The sequence below is a fragment of the Corynebacterium sp. DNF00584 genome (assembly GCF_001552965.1).
Taxonomy (GTDB): domain Bacteria; phylum Actinomycetota; class Actinomycetes; order Mycobacteriales; family Mycobacteriaceae; genus Corynebacterium; species Corynebacterium phoceense.
Genome location: NZ_KQ959744.1, coordinates 62,945 through 81,695, shown reverse-complemented (window position 1 = coordinate 81,695; position 18,751 = coordinate 62,945). Strand labels below are relative to the sequence as shown.

General features: G+C 62.4%; 12 protein-coding genes. 2 read left to right on the top strand and 10 right to left on the bottom strand.

The window, feature by feature from the left end:
- Positions 1-630: 630 nt before the first annotated feature.
- Entirely contained in the window at positions 631-789 is a 159-nt protein-coding gene (locus tag HMPREF0307_RS12890) for a hypothetical protein (protein ID WP_156435905.1), read from the top strand.
- A 273-nt stretch (positions 790-1,062) separates the two neighbouring features.
- Here the strand turns inward: HMPREF0307_RS12890 and gltS are convergent, their stop codons facing one another.
- Positions 1,063-2,283, bottom strand: a complete 1,221-nt coding sequence (gene gltS / locus HMPREF0307_RS05495; protein ID WP_066488940.1) for a sodium/glutamate symporter — start codon at positions 2,281-2,283, stop codon at positions 1,063-1,065.
- A 215-nt stretch (positions 2,284-2,498) separates the two neighbouring features.
- Here gltS and HMPREF0307_RS05490 point away from each other — a divergent pair, with 215 nt between their 5' ends.
- Positions 2,499-3,386, top strand: a complete 888-nt coding sequence (locus HMPREF0307_RS05490; RefSeq protein WP_066488939.1) for a hypothetical protein — start codon at positions 2,499-2,501, stop codon at positions 3,384-3,386.
- Positions 3,387-3,720: 334 nt separating this feature from the next.
- Here the strand turns inward: HMPREF0307_RS05490 and HMPREF0307_RS05485 are convergent, their stop codons facing one another.
- The 9 genes from HMPREF0307_RS05485 to clpB all read right to left on the bottom strand — a co-directional run bounded on the left by HMPREF0307_RS05485 (position 3,721) and on the right by clpB (position 18,741).
- Positions 3,721-7,833 (bottom strand): hypothetical protein, encoded by a 4,113-nt coding sequence (locus HMPREF0307_RS05485; protein ID WP_141759224.1) that lies wholly within the window; start codon positions 7,831-7,833, stop codon positions 3,721-3,723.
- 615 nt (positions 7,834-8,448) lie between these two features.
- Complete coding sequence (locus tag HMPREF0307_RS05480; RefSeq protein ID WP_066488929.1) at positions 8,449-9,642, bottom strand: FUSC family protein; 1,194 nt, start codon at positions 9,640-9,642, stop codon at positions 8,449-8,451.
- Between the two features lie 161 nt (positions 9,643-9,803).
- A complete protein-coding gene (gene fbaA, locus HMPREF0307_RS05475; RefSeq protein WP_066488920.1) occupies positions 9,804-10,838 on the bottom strand; it encodes a class II fructose-bisphosphate aldolase in 1,035 nt (344 codons plus the stop codon).
- Between the two features lie 258 nt (positions 10,839-11,096).
- Complete coding sequence (locus tag HMPREF0307_RS05470) at positions 11,097-12,287, bottom strand: glycoside hydrolase family 76 protein (protein WP_066488919.1); 1,191 nt, start codon at positions 12,285-12,287, stop codon at positions 11,097-11,099.
- Positions 12,288-12,363: 76 nt separating this feature from the next.
- A complete protein-coding gene (locus tag HMPREF0307_RS05465; RefSeq protein ID WP_066488915.1) occupies positions 12,364-13,050 on the bottom strand; it encodes a TrmH family RNA methyltransferase in 687 nt (228 codons plus the stop codon).
- The gene (pyrE, locus tag HMPREF0307_RS05460; RefSeq protein WP_066488910.1) at positions 13,043-13,597 is read right to left on the bottom strand and encodes an orotate phosphoribosyltransferase; all 555 of its coding nucleotides are present in this window, start codon (positions 13,595-13,597) and stop codon (positions 13,043-13,045) included. The genes HMPREF0307_RS05465 and pyrE overlap by 8 nt, the downstream gene beginning before the upstream one ends.
- A gap of 99 nt (positions 13,598-13,696) precedes the next feature.
- Entirely contained in the window at positions 13,697-15,202 is a 1,506-nt protein-coding gene (locus HMPREF0307_RS13290; protein WP_231725066.1) for a hypothetical protein, read from the bottom strand.
- A gap of 67 nt (positions 15,203-15,269) precedes the next feature.
- Positions 15,270-16,130: a sulfurtransferase gene (locus HMPREF0307_RS05450; RefSeq protein ID WP_066488908.1), complete on the bottom strand. Its 861-nt coding sequence runs from the start codon at positions 16,128-16,130 to the stop codon at positions 15,270-15,272.
- A gap of 58 nt (positions 16,131-16,188) precedes the next feature.
- On the bottom strand, positions 16,189-18,741 hold the full coding sequence (gene clpB, locus HMPREF0307_RS05445; protein WP_066488906.1) for an ATP-dependent chaperone ClpB: 2,553 nt from the start codon (positions 18,739-18,741) through the stop codon (positions 16,189-16,191).
- Positions 18,742-18,751 lie beyond the last annotated feature (10 nt).

Below are 18,751 nucleotides of genomic sequence, written 5' to 3'. Positions count from 1 at the left end.
TAATCTGGCCCGCGAGAGCGCAAGCTCTCCCCTTTTGACGGTACTGTCAACCGGGGTCGCCCGGGGTCCCCACCGCCATATATGGGGGTCGGGGCCGTTGTTTTTCTTCGCACCGCCAGGTGCGGAGTTCCACCTACCTGACGGAGGGAGGTGAGATGACACATCTCCACTTCTGACTCTCAGCCGCCTGAGCGTGGCAAGGATAAGAAGAAGGCCCTGACTGCGATTGTTACCACAATCGCAACCAAGCCCCTCGGGACGCTGGCAGCCACTGGCCTGCACGATACTATCGAGCAGGTCTGGCACTGGCTGACTAGCTAGTCTCACTGGAAAGTCCCGGGATCTTTACCAGGAACCGGGGCTTTCCGCTGTTTTGGCGTGACAATCCGGCGGCGAGCTTTCATGTCACGGCCCAGCTTACCGGCCACGCGAAGCCGATTCAACGCCTCACTCCTTGCAACTTTGTGTAATCTGGCCCGCGAGAGCGCAAGCTCTCCCCTTCTGACGGTGCTGTCAACCGGGTTTCGCCCGGGGTCTCCACCGCCATATATGGGGGTCGGGGGCCAACTGCCATCGTCAGCGCTGAGGCGTTGGGTTCCGCCTACCTGATGGAGGGAGGTGAGATGACACATGTCCGCTTCTAATTCGCAGCCGCCTGAGGGCGACAAGGATAAGAAGAAGGCCTGGAAGAAGTTCGCGGGAACGATCTTCGCCCAGGCCCTCGGGACGCTGGCAGCCACTGGCCTGCACGATACTATCGAGCGGGTCTGGAACTGGCTGACTAGCTAGTCTCACCGAAAGCCTCGGCGACTTTTAGGAGGAACCGGGGCTTTCGCCTGTTTTGGCGTGACAATCCGGCGGCGAGCTTTCATGTAACGACCTCGTCTACCGGCCGCGCATAGCCAATTCAATGAGCGCCGACCGAGCACAAATAAAGATGGTGTGAGGCAGATGGTGTATTTGTCTCATTTGAGGGTGAAATACACCATCTGGCTCACACCATTTACGCCTGTTCAGCTGCGCTTGACTCCACGAGACGTCAGCCGGCACCGGAGACGAGTACTACGCAAAGTTGAGGAAGCCCAGAATAATGAACAAGTTGGTGAAGTCGATGAACATGCCGCCGACGATGGGCACGATGAAGAAGGCGAGCGGGGAAGGTTTGAACTTGGTGGTGACGGATTCCATGTTGGCCATGCCGTTGGGGGTGGCACCCATGCCGAAGCCGACCTGGCCGGCGACGAGCACGGCGGCATCGTAGTTCTTGCCCATAACGCGGAAGGTAATGAAGTACGCGGCGGTGGCCATGAGGATGACCTGGCCGAGGAGAAGGACGAGAAGGGGCACGGCGACATCGGCAAGCTCCCACAGGCGGACGTTCATCAGCGCCATAGCCAGGAAGATGTTGAGGCCCACGGTGCCCACGATTTCGACTTCCTGGACGGGCACGAGTTCTTCGTATTCGCGCTGCTCGTACTTATCGTTGATATAGCGGAAGAAGACGGCCACGAGCATGGTGCCCAGGTAGACGGGGAAGGCGGCCTTTTCCGTGAAGGTGCCGACCCACGTGTTGAGGAAGTCCGTGATGAAGGAGCCGATGAACATGGCGAGCAGGATCACGATGAACGCGTGCATAATTCGGTCCTGGCGCAGCTTGCGTACGCCCTGCTCGAGAAGAGAGGTGTCGATGTGGACCTTCTCCGACTCCTGCTTGTGGAGCTGGTGCTTGAGGATGAGGCGATTAGCGATGGGGCCGCCCAGGAGGGAGCCGGCCACGAGTCCGAACGTCGCGGAGGTGTAGGCGACGGTCTCTGCACCCGTGACGCCGGATTCCTCCACGAGCGGGGAAATCGCGCCGGACACGCCGTGGCCACCAGTCATGGACACCGAGCCCGTCATGAGCGCGAGGTCCTTGGACACACCCACGAGCGGCGCGAGGAGCACGGCCACGAGATCCTGGAAGAAGCACAGCACCGTACACAGCACGAGGAAGACCATGACCTTCGGGCCGGCCTTCTTGAGCATCTTGATGGAGGCGCCATAGCCCACCGAGGTAAAGAAGATGACCATAAAGAAGGACTGAACGGTCACGTCGAACGTGATATTCGCCAGCCCGGTCTGGCGCAGGATCAGATTGATGATGGCAAACAAAAAGCCGCCGATAACCGGCGACGGAATGGCAAAGCGCTCAAAGAAGTAGATACGCCTTTTGAGCCACATGCCAATGATGAGCACGACGATGGAAAAACCCACCGACTGAATGAGAGAAAATTCGATATCCATATATACCTCAGGCCTTCTTGGGGTTAGAACTCAAGGTTGCGAGCGCGACAGCGCCCCGTTTAGCGCAACAAAAGGGGGCAGTGTAACTGGGCCAGTTTACCGTTACGTGGCCCAAACAACTAACTCACGCATGTGTGGGCGCCGCGACCCAATTACCCCGCCCGCATTTTGTAGGCTTAAAACTCACCACTCATATTTCATCCAAGGGGTCTTTCATGACGTACCTCGTCCTGCGCTGCGGCACCGACGCACCGCTTCCCGCTTCCTTACCCAAGGACGCTCACGTCCACGATCTTTCCGCGATCCCCACCCGCCAGGAACTCAAGGTCATGGATGCCCTCGCGACAGAGATTCTCCCGGAGGACCCCACACCCTCGCTCGACGAGATTGCCGCGCAGCCCGACGTCTCTCACCTCGGCACCCCGCAGCTCGCCCCGCAGCCTGTGCCGGAGCCCCTGCGCACCGTCGTTGTCGGCACGGACGCCGCGCTCTCTGCCGTTCTCACGCGCGCCATGCGCGCGGACTACATGTGGGTCGAGTTCGGCTTCGTGCCCGCCCAGCTTGCCGATGCCCCCTCTACCCCAGCCTCCGCTTCCACCGCCGCCCACAACTGGGGACTGCCCACCGATGCCGAGGCCGCATGGTCCGTGGCCCTCACCGCACCCGTGCGTCCCGTGCCTCTCATCCGCAACGACTCCGGCCTCGCCATCGCTGGTTCCGCGGCCATCTGTTCCTGGGATGGCGGCGAAATCACCGGCGAAATCATCGTCGATGACGCCGTGCTCGTGCGCCAGGAAGCCGGCGCCGGCGCGTGGGGCACTCGTCTCGTGCCCATGCTCGACGCCCCCGGCATCGTTGCGGCGAAAGCGCTCGGTCCCCTCTACGGCGAGCCACCCGCTCCCAAGGGCTTCCTCGCGCGTCTGCGGAACCGGCACACGCCGGAACCCGGCGCCCTCGACCACGAGAGTGTGCGCACCGGCCGCGCGGTCCAAGCCGGCGGCGCCGAGATGCGCGTCGTCGTCGACGGCGTTTCTGCCAAGCGGCCCGTGGACCGCGTGACGTTCTACCGCCACCTGCGCGACCTTCAAATCGCACGACCCTAACCGCGGTCTAGGCAACGCTCGCCAGTTCGCGCGACTCAGCCACACGCGGCTCGCGCTTGTCGCCGCGCGCCTTGCACCCGCCGCAGCCCTCCTCACCGACGACGGGCAAAGGTAGTCACTAGCACCGTCGCGGTGGCCGCCCCTCACTGAAGCGTGCACGGCGCGCCACTTCACACGAAAAAGACGAATACTCACTTCCCGGGAAACCGTTTACACCGGGTTGTGAGTATTCGTCTTTTTATGAGTGGTTAGCCCTGTCTGCGAGCCTCAGGGCCCTCACGCCAGGGGCGTGAGCCCTAGCTCCGAGGAGCCGGGGCTTTCGCCGTGCGGCTGACTACTTCTCAGTTGCGTTGGAAGCAGAGGAACCCTCGCCGCCAGCCGCCTGCTGGATAGCGTGGGAAGAGGTGTACTCCTCCGCGCCGCAGGCACGCATGACGCCGTCAGCGAGCAGCAGACCGATGCCCACGGCAGCGGTGCCGGCAAGGATGAGACCAGCGTTCTCAGTGCCCTGAACCTTCACGCCACCGCCGAGGGCTCCCTCGATAGCGCGGGAGATATCACGGTTGAAAATGCCCAGCTGGCGCTGCGCCTGCGTGTTGAAGTCGCGCAGAGCGCCATTGATCTGGTTGGAGAACTGGTCTACGCCCGGCAGCTGGATTTTCACCTGGGAAGCGAGACCCAGCGGGATGAGAGCCAGCAGCGGCAGGCCTGCAGCCAAGCCAGTAGCAATACACGTCGGGTTCGAGGAACCCTCGTTGTCCTTGCCGGAGGAACCGTTGTCGGTCTGGGTGCCGCCATTGTTGTTGTTATTGTCCTCGTCGCCGCCCTTCTTGTCCGGGGTGACGTCCGTCGTGGACTCCTTGACAACCTGGCCGCTACGGTCGATGACCACGACGATGACATTGTTACCGCCGCTGAGTTCCTTCAGCTTGTCCTGCGTAAGGATGTTGCCGTCCTTGTCGCGGAGAACGATGGTGCCATCAGACTTACGCTCGATGACGATGTCGAGCTTGTTGCCATTCTGGTCACGGACGACGGCGGACTCGCCGTCCTTAACCACAATCGTGGAGCCGTTGTTGTCAACAACAACGCCGTCCTTGGAGATGCCACCCTTGTTGTCGGTCTTCACATCATCGGTGGAGATGGTGCCATCCGGGCGAACCGTGATGGTGATTTCGCGGACGACATTGCCGTCCTTGTCCTTCTCAGCCACGACGGCGATACCCGAGCCGGCACCGTCCTTCTTGGTGATGATGATTTCGCCGGTCTTCGGATCCTTCGTGACGGTGATGAGGTCCTTGCCCTGAGTCACCTCGACAGCACCGGAGTTCGGAGCCTTGTCCGAACCATTGATGGTGATCTTGCCGGAGGAGATAACATCAGAGTCCTTGTCGATGACGATGTTGCCACCCTTGCCTGGCTGTGCGGCATCGTTCTTCTTAAGAACCGTGACGTTGTAGTGAGCAACGACGGTGCCGTCAGCAGTGGTCTCTTCAACAACCACGAGGCCTTCTGCGCCATCGTTCGGATCGAGGGTCCAGGTGCCATTGGAGTTCTTGTCGATCTTCGCGATGTTACCGCCGGAGGTGATCTTCAGCGTGTGGTCGCTCGCGCCCGGGGTCACAACAACGGTTGAGGTGTTCCAAATGTTCGCGTAGTTCTCCTTGACCGTGGTCTTCTCGGCCGGAGTCACGTTGATGGTGTACTCCTTCAGCACGGTGCCGTTGGAGCTGCGTTCCTCGACCACGATCTTGCCGGAGGTAGCGCCGTTAGGCAGCTTGGTCACGACGTGGAAGACACCCTCAGAAATTTCCTTGACGTCGTAGAACTCAGAGCCTTCCTTGACAACCAGAGTGGTGTTGGAGCCACCGCGGTTGATGGTGAGCTCGGTCTTCTCGGTGACGGTCTTGGTGTCCTTAACGACGGTGCCCTCGGTGACGTTCACGATGTAGCGAACGAGAACGTTGCCGCGTGCGTCGCGCTCTTCGATGTACGCCGTGCCCTTGGCGTCCTTCTTCGGGGTGACCTTACCGGTGTTGACATCGACATCGATGACGTCGCTGGAGGAGATCTCCTTGCCGTTCTCATCAACGAGAACGATGACGTTGGTGGTCTCACCCTTGTTGATGGTGAAACCCGGGTGGGTGTTCGGAATGGTGACGACCTGCTCTGCGACATCGAGGTAGCGAGCGGTCGGCTCAACGTTGACCTTGTAGGTGATGGTGGAACCACCCTGGAGAGTAACCTCGAACTCGATGGTGCCCTTCGCACCCTTGACTGGAACGACCTCGAAACCGCCCGGAACCTGGATGACATCGGCGATGGTCGTGTCAACGTTGGTCCTGGTGATCGTGCCGACGATGTCGGTGCGGGACACCTGGTAGGTCTGGTTGTCCTTGATAGTGACCTCAACGTTGTTGTTGGCCACCTCAGTGGTGTCTTCCTTGGCCGGCGTCACGGTCACGTGAATGGTGATGGTGTTGCCCTTGGCATCCTTGAGGACGATGTCGGTCTTGCCAACAAAGCCGTCGACCGGGGTGACAACGAGACGGCCGTTTTCCAGGGTGACGGTGACCTTGTCAGACTCGTAGGAGTCGACCTTGTAGTCGCCGGTGACGGTGAGGGTGAACTTGTGCTTATCCGTGTTGTTGGCCGAGTTGCCCTCAATCGTGATGTTCTGCTCGAGCTGGGAGACCTGGGTATCGTTGTAGGTGACGTTGACCGTCACGCGACCGATGACCTTACCGTCCTTGTCCTTGACAATGACGATCGCGGTGCCGGACTGGCCGTCCTTCGGGGTGATCTTGCCGTTGTTGTCAACGGAGATGATCGTGCCACCCTGCTCGACCTCGTAGGTCACTGCGCCGTCGATAACGATGGTGCCGGTCTGCTTCTGGTTATCGCTGTGCTCCAGGTTGATGTTCAGTTCCTGGACCTTCGTCGGCTCCGTCACAACGATGGTGTAGGTTCCGATGACCTTGCCATTGCTATCGGTGATGTTGATGACGACGGTACCGCCGGAGGTGCGGTCCGGATTCACCTTGACGGCGCCGTTTTCGATAATGACGAGCGGGTTGCCGTTCTTATCCTTGTTGGAGTCGTTGACGATGACGATCTTGCCATCGATGAGCTTGGTGGACTCGCCATCACCGATCTTGATGATGTAGTTGTTGACCTCGGTGGAGGTGTTCGAGCCACCGTCAACGTTGATGGTGATCTTATGCTCGTTGCCCTTCTTGTCAGTGATGACAACGACAACGGTGCCAGAGGTCTTGCCGTTCTTGCCGATGACAACGAGCTTGCCGTTCTCATCGACCTTAACGTCGAAGTCCTCGCCGCCCTCGACGATCTTGACGTCACCCTGGTTGTGAGACCATTCGAAGTTCAGGTCGATCGAGCCGCCGTTGGAGACGTTCGAGTAGTTGTAGTAGTTCGTAATGTTGGTTACGTTCTTCACGACGGTCGTCGGCTCGGCCGGAACGGTGATGACTTCCTTGGTGGTCTTCTCGTTCGTGACCGTCTCAGTGACGCGCTCGGTGATGTTCGGCTTGGTGACCGTCACGGTCTCAACAGCAGTGGTCGGAACATCCTTGGTCACCGTGGTCGGGACGGCCTGGGTGACGGTGGTTGGCTGGGCCGGGGTGGTTTCCGGGGTCGGCTGCGGCGGGTTTTCCTTGATACCCGGCTGGTACGGGGTCAGAATGCGCTGGGTGTATTTCTTCGCATAGTTGGGGTCGCCCTTGGTGTTCGTAGCGAAGAGCTGGAAGCCCTTCGGTGCACCAATCGTGATGTAGGCAGACTTGTCGTAGGTCTTCGCCGGCTGGCCCACAGAAGAGAGGTTGTTCTTGTTGTCGATGGTGTAGCCGGTCAGCTCCTTGAAGCGAGCGAGGTGGTTATTGTAACCACCGGTGTAGTCACTGAATACGCCCCTGACCGCAGCGCGAAGCTGGCGGATTTCTCCATTGTAGGAACCTGCAAGCGCACGGAAGAAGAGCTGGTACTCCTTAGCCTTGTCCAGATCGCCAGACTCGTAGCCGTCGGACATGCCCTCGGCAAGGGTCAGGAGGGCGTTGCGCAGCTGCGTCGACTCAGCGTTATCTGCATAGAGGTCAACGATGCGGCTTCCATCGCTGGAGGTCCACACGGCGTGGGTCATCTTGCCAAGGTCGTAGTTCGCAGTGGGAGCAGGTATGTTCGACGCACCGTCGATGCACCAGCCCCAGCCCAGGTTGCCGGTCTTGGCCAGGCCTGCATTGGACAGCTCGGAGCCGAGGTACTTGTCACCATCCTGGACGGCCTTGAAGTTGTCCGCGGACCGCACGGAAATACCGGACTCGGCCAGCGCGGCCGGAGCAGTGACAACCACGGTGCTCGTAGCCATGGCACCGACCATGAAGGCGGTGATGGCGTTACGACCCAGGCGCTGGGTCATAGAAAGACGCTTCATTTTTTTGAAAAACTCCCTAAAAGATCTGAATTGAAACCCAGCTCGCGTGACGGTTACACACAGCTAAGCCCAAACTGCAGGAGCGAGGCTACCAAACAAACCAAGAGAAATTTAATAGGATCTCACCAGAAACCTATGATTGTTGACGTGTCAAATTGAAGATTGAAATGTGCAACTCGGGGTAACCGCAGGTCAGTAGGCACATCCACTTCGTTAAACATCTGAGGCAATTTTATTACGCATTTTCTTTTATATTCATGGTCACATTTCCGACTCGCAGAATTCACATGGACTTTACTTTCACGAAGTGTGTATACCACTCACTTCACCGGTTAAGCAGCACTTTTCGGCCAGAATCATAGCCATAATGGCACGTGTACCTTTTTCGATAGATTCATACGGACTCATATCTATCCCCCCTCCCTACCTCTCGTGGAGCACAAAGCATCGACACAGGTCAACCGTCCAATTAGTTCTGCAACAGAAAGGGAGATAATCGTCCTACAAACCGTGAAGACCTTAAAATCATGCCGATGTTATCGCGCCGCAATAATCGTATAAGGCAACTACTTACAATTATCTTAGTTTTAATCCGCAGGGAAAATACAGGTTCGGCTATTCGCCGTGTACCTCGGGCGGATAGGCGGGGTGCGCGGAGGTTGGCTGCAGCGCCGCCACCGCGGATTCGCGCGACATGCCGCAGACCATGAGCAGATCGACGGTGATGGAGCGCGTCTGCGCGAGGATGGCGTAGGCCGAGAGCACGTGAGTGTCTGCCACGACGTCCATTCCGGCGCGCGCTGCGATGGAGCGCAACTGGTGGATGGTTTCGGGAATGATTTCTGCTTCGTGGAGCCGCTGCTCCCGTGCAGACTCGGAGTAGAGGGCGCCAAGGGCTTGGGCGGCATCGGAAAGCTCTTCGATGAGTTCCAACTGGACGGGTGAGACGTGGTCGCCATCCTCGGCGAGGACGCGCGCGCGGCGCGCCAGGACGCGAACGCCGCGCACAGCATTGTCCACCGGGGACAAGGTGCGCTCGAGCGACCGAATACTGCGCTTCGACGCCCAGAGGAAGGGCGAAACCTTTGCTGTCTCTTTGCCGCCCTTCGCGGCGGCGAGCATCTTATTGATATCGGCCTGGGTGCCGCGGACGGCGTCGAGGGCGTCACGAATGCCCTCGGGGTCGTCCTTGCGGAGGCCTTGAGCGACATCGGAAAGCACAGAGCTCGCGACGCGCAGGACCTTGGAGACTTCCCCGCGGCCGGCACGCAGCGGTGAATTAGGAATAAGCGCAATCATGACCACGCCGATGACGGCGCCGATGACTGCGTCGATGGCGCGGGAAAGGCCGCCCATCTCCTCCGGCGGCATGATGGTGGCGATAAGGATGGCGCCGATAGTGATTTGGTTGCTCACCAGCTGCGAACTCGTCACAAAGGACGCAATAAGTAAGGAGACGCCAATGATGATGGTCATGTGGATAGGGCCTGTGCCGAGAGTGTCGACGAGGAAAGTGCCCACGATGACGCCGATGATGCCGCCGACGGAGAGCTCGATGGCGCGCTTGAGGCGGTCACTGCCGGACAGGCCGAGAATGATGATAACCGACATCGGCGCGAAGAACGGCTGCGAGTGACCAAAGAAGCTGTGCGCAACGAAGAAGGCCAGGCCGGCGCCCAGCGTGATCTGCAGAATGTAGACGAAGCGGTTGCGCAGGCGGCCAAAACGAGCTTTGAGCGACTTATCCACCGTGCGCAAGGTTTCGCGGGTGGTCTGTCGCACGCGGGAAGGTTGTTTCTCAGTCGCCATGATGCCTGATTTTAGCGGTCATGCCGTGGCGCGACAGCGGGTTATGGTCCTAAGGGTGTGGTGGCAGAAAAAGCCTCCGCACCACGGCCCGATGATGAGCCGCGGTGCGGAGGTATTCAGGAGGTGTCAGCAGCGCTTACCGCTGTGACGAGTCGTGCGTTTTACTTGGAGACCGTCTTGCCCACGGAGTGGAGGTCGGTGCAGGCCTCAACAACGCGCTCGGACATGCCCTGCTCGGCCTTCTTCATGTAAGAACGCGGGTCGTAGACCTTCTTGTTGCCCACCTCGCCGTCGATCTTGAAGACACCGTCGTAGTTCTCGAACATGTGGCGAGCAACCGGGTTGGTGAAGGCGTACTGGGTGTCGGTGTCGACGTTCATCTTCACAACACCGTAGGACAGAGCCTGCTCGATCTTCTCCTTCTCGGAGCCGGAGCCACCGTGGAAGACGAAGTCGAACGGCTGAGCGTCAGCGTCAAGGCCGAGCTTAGCGATAGCAGCCTTCTGGCCCTCGTCCAGAACCTCCGGGCGCAGCTTGACGTTGCCCGGCTTGTAGACGCCGTGGACGTTACCGAAGGTAGCGGCCAGCAGGTAGCGGCCCTTCTCGCCGGTGCCCAGTGCGTCAATGGTCTTCTCGAAGTCCTCAACGGAGGTGTAGAGGTTAGCGCCAGCCTTAGCCTGGACGCCGTCCTCCTCGCCGCCGACGACGCCGATCTCGACCTCAAGGATGATGTTGGCCTTGTGGGCCTTCTCCAGCAGCTCCTGGGCGATGACGAGGTTCTCGTCGATCGGGATAGCGGAGCCGTCCCACATGTGGGACTGGAACAGCGGGAGCTCGCCACGGTCGACGCGCTCCTGGGAGATGGCGATGAGCGGGCGGACGTACTCGTCCAGAACTTCCTTCTGGCAGTGGTCCGTGTGGAGAGCAACGTTGATGCCGTAGTGCTTGGCTGCCTCGTACGCGAACGCTGCGAGAGCCTGGGCGCCAGCAACCTTGTTTTTCACGGACAGGCCGGAACCGAACTCCGCACCACCGGTGGAGAACTGAATGATGCCGTCAGACTCTGCCTCAGCGAAACCACGTAGTGCTGCGTTGATGGTCTCAGAGGAGGTGCAGTTGATGGCCGGGAATGCGAAGCCGCCCTTCTTGGCGGTATCCAGCATGTGGTTGTAGACCTCAGGGGTTGCGATAGGCATTGAATCATCCTTGGGTGTTCGGAGCCGATATGTTTACCCCTCCAAGTATGCCCGCGTTAAGCGGATCATGTCGACCTAATTTTTGTGACATTTGTTGTACTTTGTGCCCGATCTGTCGCCAGCTACGCAAAATCCCTGCCCACTCGCACATCTCGAGGGCACGCGGGGACAGGGAATGTGTGAAATTTCGGGTGGAAAGCCTGCATTCGGGCCACGGCGGTTGCGCCCGGTGGGTGGGCGGAGTACGGCGGCAGCCGGCTAGATGTCCAGCTCGCGATAAATCCGTGCGCAGGCCTCAAGAAGCATCCAGCCGGAAAGCTGCACGGAGAGGTCGCGTTCAGCGACGCGGATGAGGCCGACGCGCTCACTGAGGGTGGTCGAGGCGAAGCCGTAGTTGTGCGGCAGGCGGGCATCGGCAGCCCAGTCCGTGCCGAAGATGGGCAGGCCGTCGACTTCAAGGCGGTGCTCCCACGCGGACTCAGCCGAGGCACGCACGAGGCGGGCGGCGAGCTTCTTCGTCGCGCGGTTGGCCGGCGAGTCGCCCGGCAGGCGCACGGCGACGTCCGCGAGGTAGCGCGCGAGGATGCCCTTGAACAGGCCGCCGTCGCCGTCGCCGGTCACCGCGTTGAGAACGCCCGACGGCGTGGCCTGGTACGACGCTACCGCCTGGACGAGGCCGCGAATGCGAGTGAGGTACTGCATGAGGTCCTCGACGAGCTCTGCCTCGTGGACGGTGTCGATGTCTTCGAGCGAGGTAACCCCGGCACGCTCGCGCAGGTTCAGCGCGATCTCTAGGCACGCGCCTAAGACGACGCCCTGGCAGTACGGATGGATGACGCGGACGATCTCGGGGCCGTCCATGCGCATGCGCACGCCGTCCATGACGAGACCGTCATCATCGATGAGGTGGTCGTAAATCCAGTCGACGATGGTGCGTGCCTCGGCGATGCGTCCCCGGCGCGCGAGCATGATGGCGCCTGGACCGTTGGAGGGCACGTTGAGGAACGACTCCCCTTCGCGCCACGGCAGCACGCCGAGCTTCGGATCGAGACCCGCCGCGATGTTGAGCTCCAGCGCACCAAGCCGCTTGGCGCGCTTCATGTTCTTAACTTCGCCAGCACGCCCCATGGCAAGCGCCAACCACGCCTTGTCATCGTAGTAGCGGTTCTTCGTGAGCGACTCGACGTTGCGAATGCGAATGCCGCGGACAGTATCCGCGATGCGACGGCGGCGAGCCTTGGTGTTCTTACGCTCGGCGGCATCGACAAGGCAATCGAGGTAGTGCGCCTGCCACCAGTAGTGCCAGTGAATGAAGAGCTTTTCTTTGAGCGTCGGCGGCCAGGACACAACGGCGAGATTGGTGCGCGGCAGCCCCCACACCGCGGAGGCGTGGCGCTCGTTGATCGCGGTTTCCGCGAGGTCTGCGCGGTGTGCCCACGTCTCGTTCATGCGTGTCCCTTATGGTCGGTGTGAGGTTCTGCGGCACGACGGCCGCACTACAAACATCGCTATTCTATACCGCTTGTTACCACGCGCGAGACAGATCAGCGTGCTGGCGGATCCACGCATGCATGGCGATGCCCGCCGCCACGCCCGCGTTAATGGAGCGCGTCGAACCGAACTGCGCGATGGAGCATGTCATCACGGCGTTATCTTGTGCTTCGGCGCTCACGCCGGGGCCTTCTTGGCCGAAAAGGAGCAGGCATTTTTCGGGCAGTTCCGCGGTCTCCAGCGGCACCGAGCCGGGCGTGTTATCGATGGCGACGACGGTCACACCGTGGTCGTGTGCCCATTCGATGAGCTCCCCCACCGTGTCGTGGTGCATGAGGTGCTGATAGCGGTCGGTGACCATGGCGCCGCGGCGGTTCCAGCGGCGACGACCCACAATGTGCACCGTATCGACCGCAAACGCGTTGGCGGTGCGCACGACGGTGCCGATATTCGAGTCGTTTTCGAAATTCTCGATCGCGATGTGCAGCGGATGCCGCCGGGTATCGATGTCCGCGACGATCGCCTCGCGCGTCCAGTACCGGTACGCGTCGACGACGTTGCGGTGGTCACCGTCCGTGAGCAGCTCCGGGTCGTAACGCGGATCGTCTGGCAGCGGGCCCTCCCACGGGCCTACGCCATGACGGCCTTCGTTCCACTCGGTAGGGCCACGGCCCTCGGCGTACGGGTTCGCCGCGCTTTCCGATGCCCCCGGCTTAGGCAAGGCCCAGATCCTCGAGACCGAGGAGGAAGCGGTACTCCAGGCCCTCGGCCTTGATGACGTCCGCGGCGCCCGTTGCGCGGTCGACGACGGTGGCAACGCCCACGACCTCGGCACCGGCGTCGCGCAGGGCGGCGACGGCGGTAAGCGGCGAGTTGCCCGTGGTCGTAGTGTCCTCAACAACGAGAACCTTCTGGCCCTTAACGTCGAAGCCCTCGATGCGGCGCTGCATGCCGTGCTTCTTCGCTTCCTTGCGCACGACGAACGCGTCGATGTCGCGACCGTCTGCATGCATGATGGAGGTCGCAACCGGATCGGCGCCCAGGGTCAGGCCGCCGACGGCGACGTAATCCCAGTCCGCGGTGAGCTGGCGCAAGAGCGAACCGATAAGGCGGGAGGCCTCGTGCTGCAGCGTCGCGCGACGCAGGTCGACGTAGTAATCAGCTTCCTTGCCCGAGGACAGCGTGACCTTGCCGTGGACGACGGCGAGTTCCTTTACCAATTCCGCCAGGCGGTCCAGCTTGGCCTGATCGAGTTCACGTGCGGTCATGAGCGCTCCTTTGATTACGTCTGCGAGTGGTCTGTGTACAGCTTACTTCGACCGCCCGCGGCGTTTCGTGGCGGTCTCCGAGTGTTCTTAGTCGTCGTTTTAGTCGTCGCCAAAGATGCTCGACTTGCCGTCGAGGTAGCGGCGCACGCGCGGGGCGCGCTCGTCGATGTCGGGGTGGTCCTTACCGTCCGCGATGGCGTCGACCTCGTCCGCGCCGAGCGCGGTGAGCTCGACGGGACCGCGGACGTCGGAGGTCACGCGGCTAGGCATGGGCACGGGTTCCTCAGGGCGCTCGACGGGCGGGTACTCGAATTCGTCGCGTTCCGGCGCCACGAGGGCTGGGCCGCTGGCCAGGGTGACAGCCTCCTGCTCCATCGAGCGGGTGGGGTCCCCATCGCCGAGGCGCAGTACCTGCGCGGCCTGCGAGCGCGGCGGTAGGACGCGGGCGCAATCGGCGAGCAGCGCCAGCGGTGCCTGCATGGCATCCCACTCGACGGCGCGGGCGTCCTTGGTCATCTGGGCGAGCACCCATTCGGACTCCATCCACACCGCGGTGACCTCGTGCGGGAAGGAGTCGAGCGCCGTGCGCACGCGGGCGTCGATAAGACGCTCAGCGACGGCGGCATCAGAGGCGTAGACGCTAAAGCCCTGGGCCTCGAAGGCGGGAACGAGATCATCTGCGCCGGTGTCCTCGAGCGCGCCAGTGCGGCGGAAGTCGACGACGATGTCCGAGGCCGCGCCGGTGCGCATGGCCATAACGTTGACGCCGCCGATGTCCATGAGCAGCATCTCGTGGCCCAGCACGCGGCCGGCCACCACGTCGTGCGGCGCCGCGCCACCTGCAGCCGCGCCGCGGGTGAATTCGTCGACGAGGTACTCGTCCTGCTTCGCGAAGTCATAGTCACGCGCCGCAGCCCAGGCACGCCGCTCACGGGCCACGGCACCGGGCAGGCTTCCCAGCAGCGAGCGACGACCGCGGATGAGCTCGGGTTCGGATGCGGTGTCTTCGGCGTCCTCAGCGCCGTCCCCGAGGTCGCTGTCGAGGTTGCTGTCCTCGTTGTCTTCTTCGTCGATGCTCTCGGTGTTGTCGGTGGCGTCGTCGGCGACAGCGTTCGTATCGGAAAAGTCGGCGTCGTCCGGCTCGGGCTCCGCCGAGTCAGAGGACTCGGAATCGAACAGGGCTCCGTCAACGTCGTGGTCAACGTCATCGTCGTCCGTCCAGGCGGCATGGCGGCCATGGGTCGGAGCGGGATCGGCGTCGATGATGGGGGTGGGTTCTTCGGAAACCTCGGCGGTGTTGTCGTCCTCGTCCCCCGCTTCCTCAGTTGCCTCGGCCTGCTCAGCCTGCTCGGCCTCGGTGACGGGCGCGTCGCTCGGTGCGTCCTGGAGGTCGTGGGAGTCGTCGGACCACTCGCCGAAGAAGTCGTCTTCTTCAGATTCTTGTGCTTCCTCTGGGGCAGTTTCAGCGTCGCGGGCCTCGGCGGACGTGCCGGAGACGGCGGGGCGCTGAGCGGGGGCATCGGAAGCCGGGCGACCGGACAGCCACCACAGGTAGGCGCCGGCGCCGCCGGTGAGGAGCGCAAGGAGGAGAAGTATGACAGCCATTAGTGCCTTAGTCTACGTCCCCTGGTGCGCTCCCGGGCGTTAGTTGCTGCGTGTTCGTCCCCGCGTGTTAGTCACCGCGCTCGGCAGGGTTGTCGCGCACGGCGGACCACTGGGACCAGCCGCCCACGAAGTGGCGGGGGCTGGGCAGGCCGGCGATTTCTAGGGCGGCGATGGCCAGCGCGGAGTGGTTGCCCGAGCCGGAGTAGATGATGGCCTTGTCGATGGTGTCGAGGTTGACCCCGGCGGTTTCAAAGACGGCGCGGATTTCTTCCGGGGACTTCCACAGCCACGTCTCGTCGTCCACATGGAGCTCACGCTCCGGGACGTTGATGGCCCCCGGAATGTGACCGGCCTTGAGGTCGAGATGCTCGCGGCGGCCGGTAAAGCGGCTGGGCGAGCGGGTATCGATGAGCTGGACTTCCGGGTCCGGGTTCGCGAGATGCTCCTTAACCTCGTCGATCGTGGCGGTGGGCATGCCGCCGGGCACGACCACGAGGTTGGAGTGCAGCGGCAGGTTGCCGGGGCCGGTCAGCGTTTCCAGCCCGGCGCGGCGCCAAGCCGCAAAGCCGCCGTTGAGGAGGCGGACGTCGCCCACGCCAGCCCAGCGCAGCGTCCACCAGGCGCGGCCGGCGAAGAGTCCGCGGCCGTCGTCATAGATGACGACGGGGTACTCGGCGCGCAATCCGAGGCGTTCAAACCAGTTCTGGAGTTTGTCCGGATCCGGCAGGGGGTTGCGGCCCACGCGGGAGCCGGGGGTGCCAGCAAACGCGAGGGCGGTGTCAGCGAAGTGGGAGGTGGGGATGTGGAGCGAAGAAAATTGGTTGAAAGCTGCGCCCTCGGTCGGTGCCCACGTGGTGTAGACGACCGTGGAGCGCTGGCCTTGATAAAGATGACTTTTCAGGTCTTGGGGAGAAACCGCAATGCTCATGCCCCCACAGTGTAGGGACATGAGCGAAGGGTTGCCGGACACGCGGCGTCGGCGCAGGTTAAGCGCTCAGCGTGAGCGCTTCACCATCCGCGGCGCGGTCGACGTGGACCGTGTCGCCGTCGACAATCTCACCGGCGAGCAGGAGCTTGGCAAGCTTGTCGCCGATGGCCTGCTGGATAAGCCGGCGCAGCGGGCGTGCACCGTAGGCCGGGTCGTAGCCGCGCTCGGCGAGCCAGGACTTGGCCTCCGGCGTGACGTCCAGGGTGAGGCGGCGGCCCGAAAGGCGTGCGCCGAGGGCGCCAAGCTGGATGTCCACGATGCCGGCGAGCAGCTCCGGGGACAGCGACTCGAAGACCACCACATCGTCGAGACGGTTGATAAACTCCGGCTTGAAGGCGTGCTTGACGGCCTCCATGACCTGCTCTTCCGTGCCACCTGCGCCCAGGTTGGACGTGAGGATGATCACGGTGTTGCGGAAGTCCACCGTGCGACCCTGGCCATCAGTAAGCCGGCCTTCGTCGAGTACCTGGAGCAGCACGTCAAAGACGTCCTGGTGGGCCTTCTCGACCTCGTCGAAGAGGACGAGGGTGTACGGGCGACGGCGGACCGCCTCCGTGAGCTGGCCACCAGCGTCGTAGCCGACGTATCCCGGAGGGGCACCGACGAGGCGCGCAACGGAGTGCTTCTCGCCGTACTCGGACATGTCAATGCGGACCATGGCCGACTCATCGTCGAAGAGGAACTCCGCAAGCGCCTTGGCCAGCTCCGTCTTACCCACGCCAGTGGGGCCAAGGAAGAGGAAGGAGCCGGTCGGGCGGTTCGGGTCGGCGACGCCAGCGCGTGCGCGACGCACGGCGTCGGACACGGCGGCGACGGCAGCCTTCTGTCCCACGACGCGCTCGCCCAGGACGTCCTCCATGTGGAGGAGCTTCTCGGTCTCGCCCTGGAGCATCTTGCCGGCGGGGATGCCGGTCCATGCAGAGACGACCTCCGCGATGGTGTCCGGGGTGACTTCCTCGGTGAGCATGGTGTTCTTATGCTCTGCCGATGCCGCCTCGGCCTCGGCCAGCTCCTTCTCCAGCGGCGGGATCTTGCCGTAGTTGATCTCGGAGGCCGCGGCGAGGTCGCCGTCGCGCTCCGCGATCTCGGCCTGGCGGCGCAGCTCGTCGAGCTGCTCCTTGATGGCCTGGACATCATCGATGGACTTCTTCTCGTTCGCCCAGCGCGCCTTGAGCTCGCCCAGCTTCTCACGCTCGTCCGCGAGTTCCTGCTGCAGCTTGGCCAGGCGGTCCTGGCTGGCGGCATCAGACTCCTTCTTCAGCGCGAGTTCCTCGATCTCCATGCGGCGGACAATGCGCTCGAGCTCGTCGATCTCCTGCGGCGAGGAGTCAATCTCCATGCGCAGGCGCGAGCCCGCCTCGTCGACCAAGTCGATGGCCTTATCCGGGAGGAAGCGGTTGGTGATGTACCGGTTGGACAGCTCCGCTGCCGCGACCAGGGCAGAGTCCTGGATGCGGATGCCGTGGTGCACCTCGTAGCGCTCCTTCAAGCCACGGAGAATACCGACGGTGTCTTCGACAGAGGGCTCGGCAGCGTAGACCTGCTGGAAGCGGCGTTCAAGCGCGGCGTCCTTCTCGATGTACTTGCGGTACTCGTCGAGCGTCGTCGCACCCACGAGGCGCAGCTCACCGCGGGCGAGCATGGGCTTAATCATGTTGCCCGCGTCCATGGAGCCCTCGCCGGTCGCACCGGCGCCCACGATGGTGTGGAGCTCATCGATGAACGTAATGATCTGGCCGTCCGAGGCCTTAATCTCGTCCAGCACGGCCTTCAAGCGCTCCTCGAATTCGCCGCGGTACTTCGCACCGGCGACCATAGAGCCGAGGTCCAAGCTAATAAGAGTCTTGCCCTTGAGCGACTCCGGGACGTCACCCGCGACGATGCGACGGGCAAGGCCTTCCACGATGGCAGTCTTACCGACGCCGGGCTCGCCGATGAGCACCGGGTTGTTCTTCGTACGGCGCGAGAGCACCTGCACGACGCGGCGAATCTCCTGGTCACGACCAATAACCGGGTCAATCTTGCCCTCGCGGGCACGCGCCGTGAGGTCCGTCGAGTACTTCTCGAGGGCCTGGAACTGGTCCTCGGGGTTCTCGCTCGTCACCTTGGCCGCGCCACGCACGGACGGGAAGGCACCCTTGAGCGCCTCATAGGTCGCGCCGCGGCTCGTCAGCAGCTCCGAGGCGTCCGTCTTGGAGCCGGCGATGGCTGCGAGCAGCACCTCCGTCGACACGTATTCATCACCCAGCTCGCCCGCGAGTTCCTGCGCGCGGGTGAGCACGTTAAGTGCGTCGCGGTTAAACTGCGGGTTCGCCATCCCAGCGCCCTCCGCCTTGGGATAGCCGTCGACGAGGGCCGCGGCCTCCTTGGCCACGGTGCCCGCGTCCACGCCAGTAGCGCGGAGCACGGGGGCGGCGATGCCGTCTTCCTGGTTCAAAATAGCGGCAAGCAGGTGCGCCGGACGGATATCCGGGTTGCCGTTACTCGAGGCGGTCTGCAGCGCCTGCTGCAGAGCCTCCTGAGTCTTCGTGGTGGGGTTGAAACCGCTCATGGTTTCCTCC

Excerpts from the sequence above, each read along its gene's own strand:
- HMPREF0307_RS05490 (WP_066488939.1), top strand. The coding sequence starts at position 2,499 with ATGACGTACCTCGTCCTGCGCTGCGGCACCGACGCACCGCTTCCCGCT.
- HMPREF0307_RS05450 (WP_066488908.1), bottom strand. The coding sequence starts at position 16,130 with ATGAGCATTGCGGTTTCTCCCCAAGACCTGAAAAGTCATCTTTATCAA.
- HMPREF0307_RS12890 (WP_156435905.1), top strand. The coding sequence starts at position 631 with ATGTCCGCTTCTAATTCGCAGCCGCCTGAGGGCGACAAGGATAAGAAG.
- gltS (WP_066488940.1), bottom strand. The coding sequence starts at position 2,283 with ATGGATATCGAATTTTCTCTCATTCAGTCGGTGGGTTTTTCCATCGTC.
- fbaA (WP_066488920.1), bottom strand. The coding sequence starts at position 10,838 with ATGCCTATCGCAACCCCTGAGGTCTACAACCACATGCTGGATACCGCC.
- HMPREF0307_RS05480 (WP_066488929.1), bottom strand. The coding sequence starts at position 9,642 with ATGGCGACTGAGAAACAACCTTCCCGCGTGCGACAGACCACCCGCGAA.
- HMPREF0307_RS05485 (WP_141759224.1), bottom strand. The coding sequence starts at position 7,833 with ATGAAGCGTCTTTCTATGACCCAGCGCCTGGGTCGTAACGCCATCACC.
- pyrE (WP_066488910.1), bottom strand. The coding sequence starts at position 13,597 with ATGACCGCACGTGAACTCGATCAGGCCAAGCTGGACCGCCTGGCGGAA.
- clpB (WP_066488906.1), bottom strand. The coding sequence starts at position 18,741 with ATGAGCGGTTTCAACCCCACCACGAAGACTCAGGAGGCTCTGCAGCAG.
- HMPREF0307_RS05470 (WP_066488919.1), bottom strand. The coding sequence starts at position 12,287 with ATGAACGAGACGTGGGCACACCGCGCAGACCTCGCGGAAACCGCGATC.
- HMPREF0307_RS13290 (WP_231725066.1), bottom strand. The coding sequence starts at position 15,202 with ATGGCTGTCATACTTCTCCTCCTTGCGCTCCTCACCGGCGGCGCCGGC.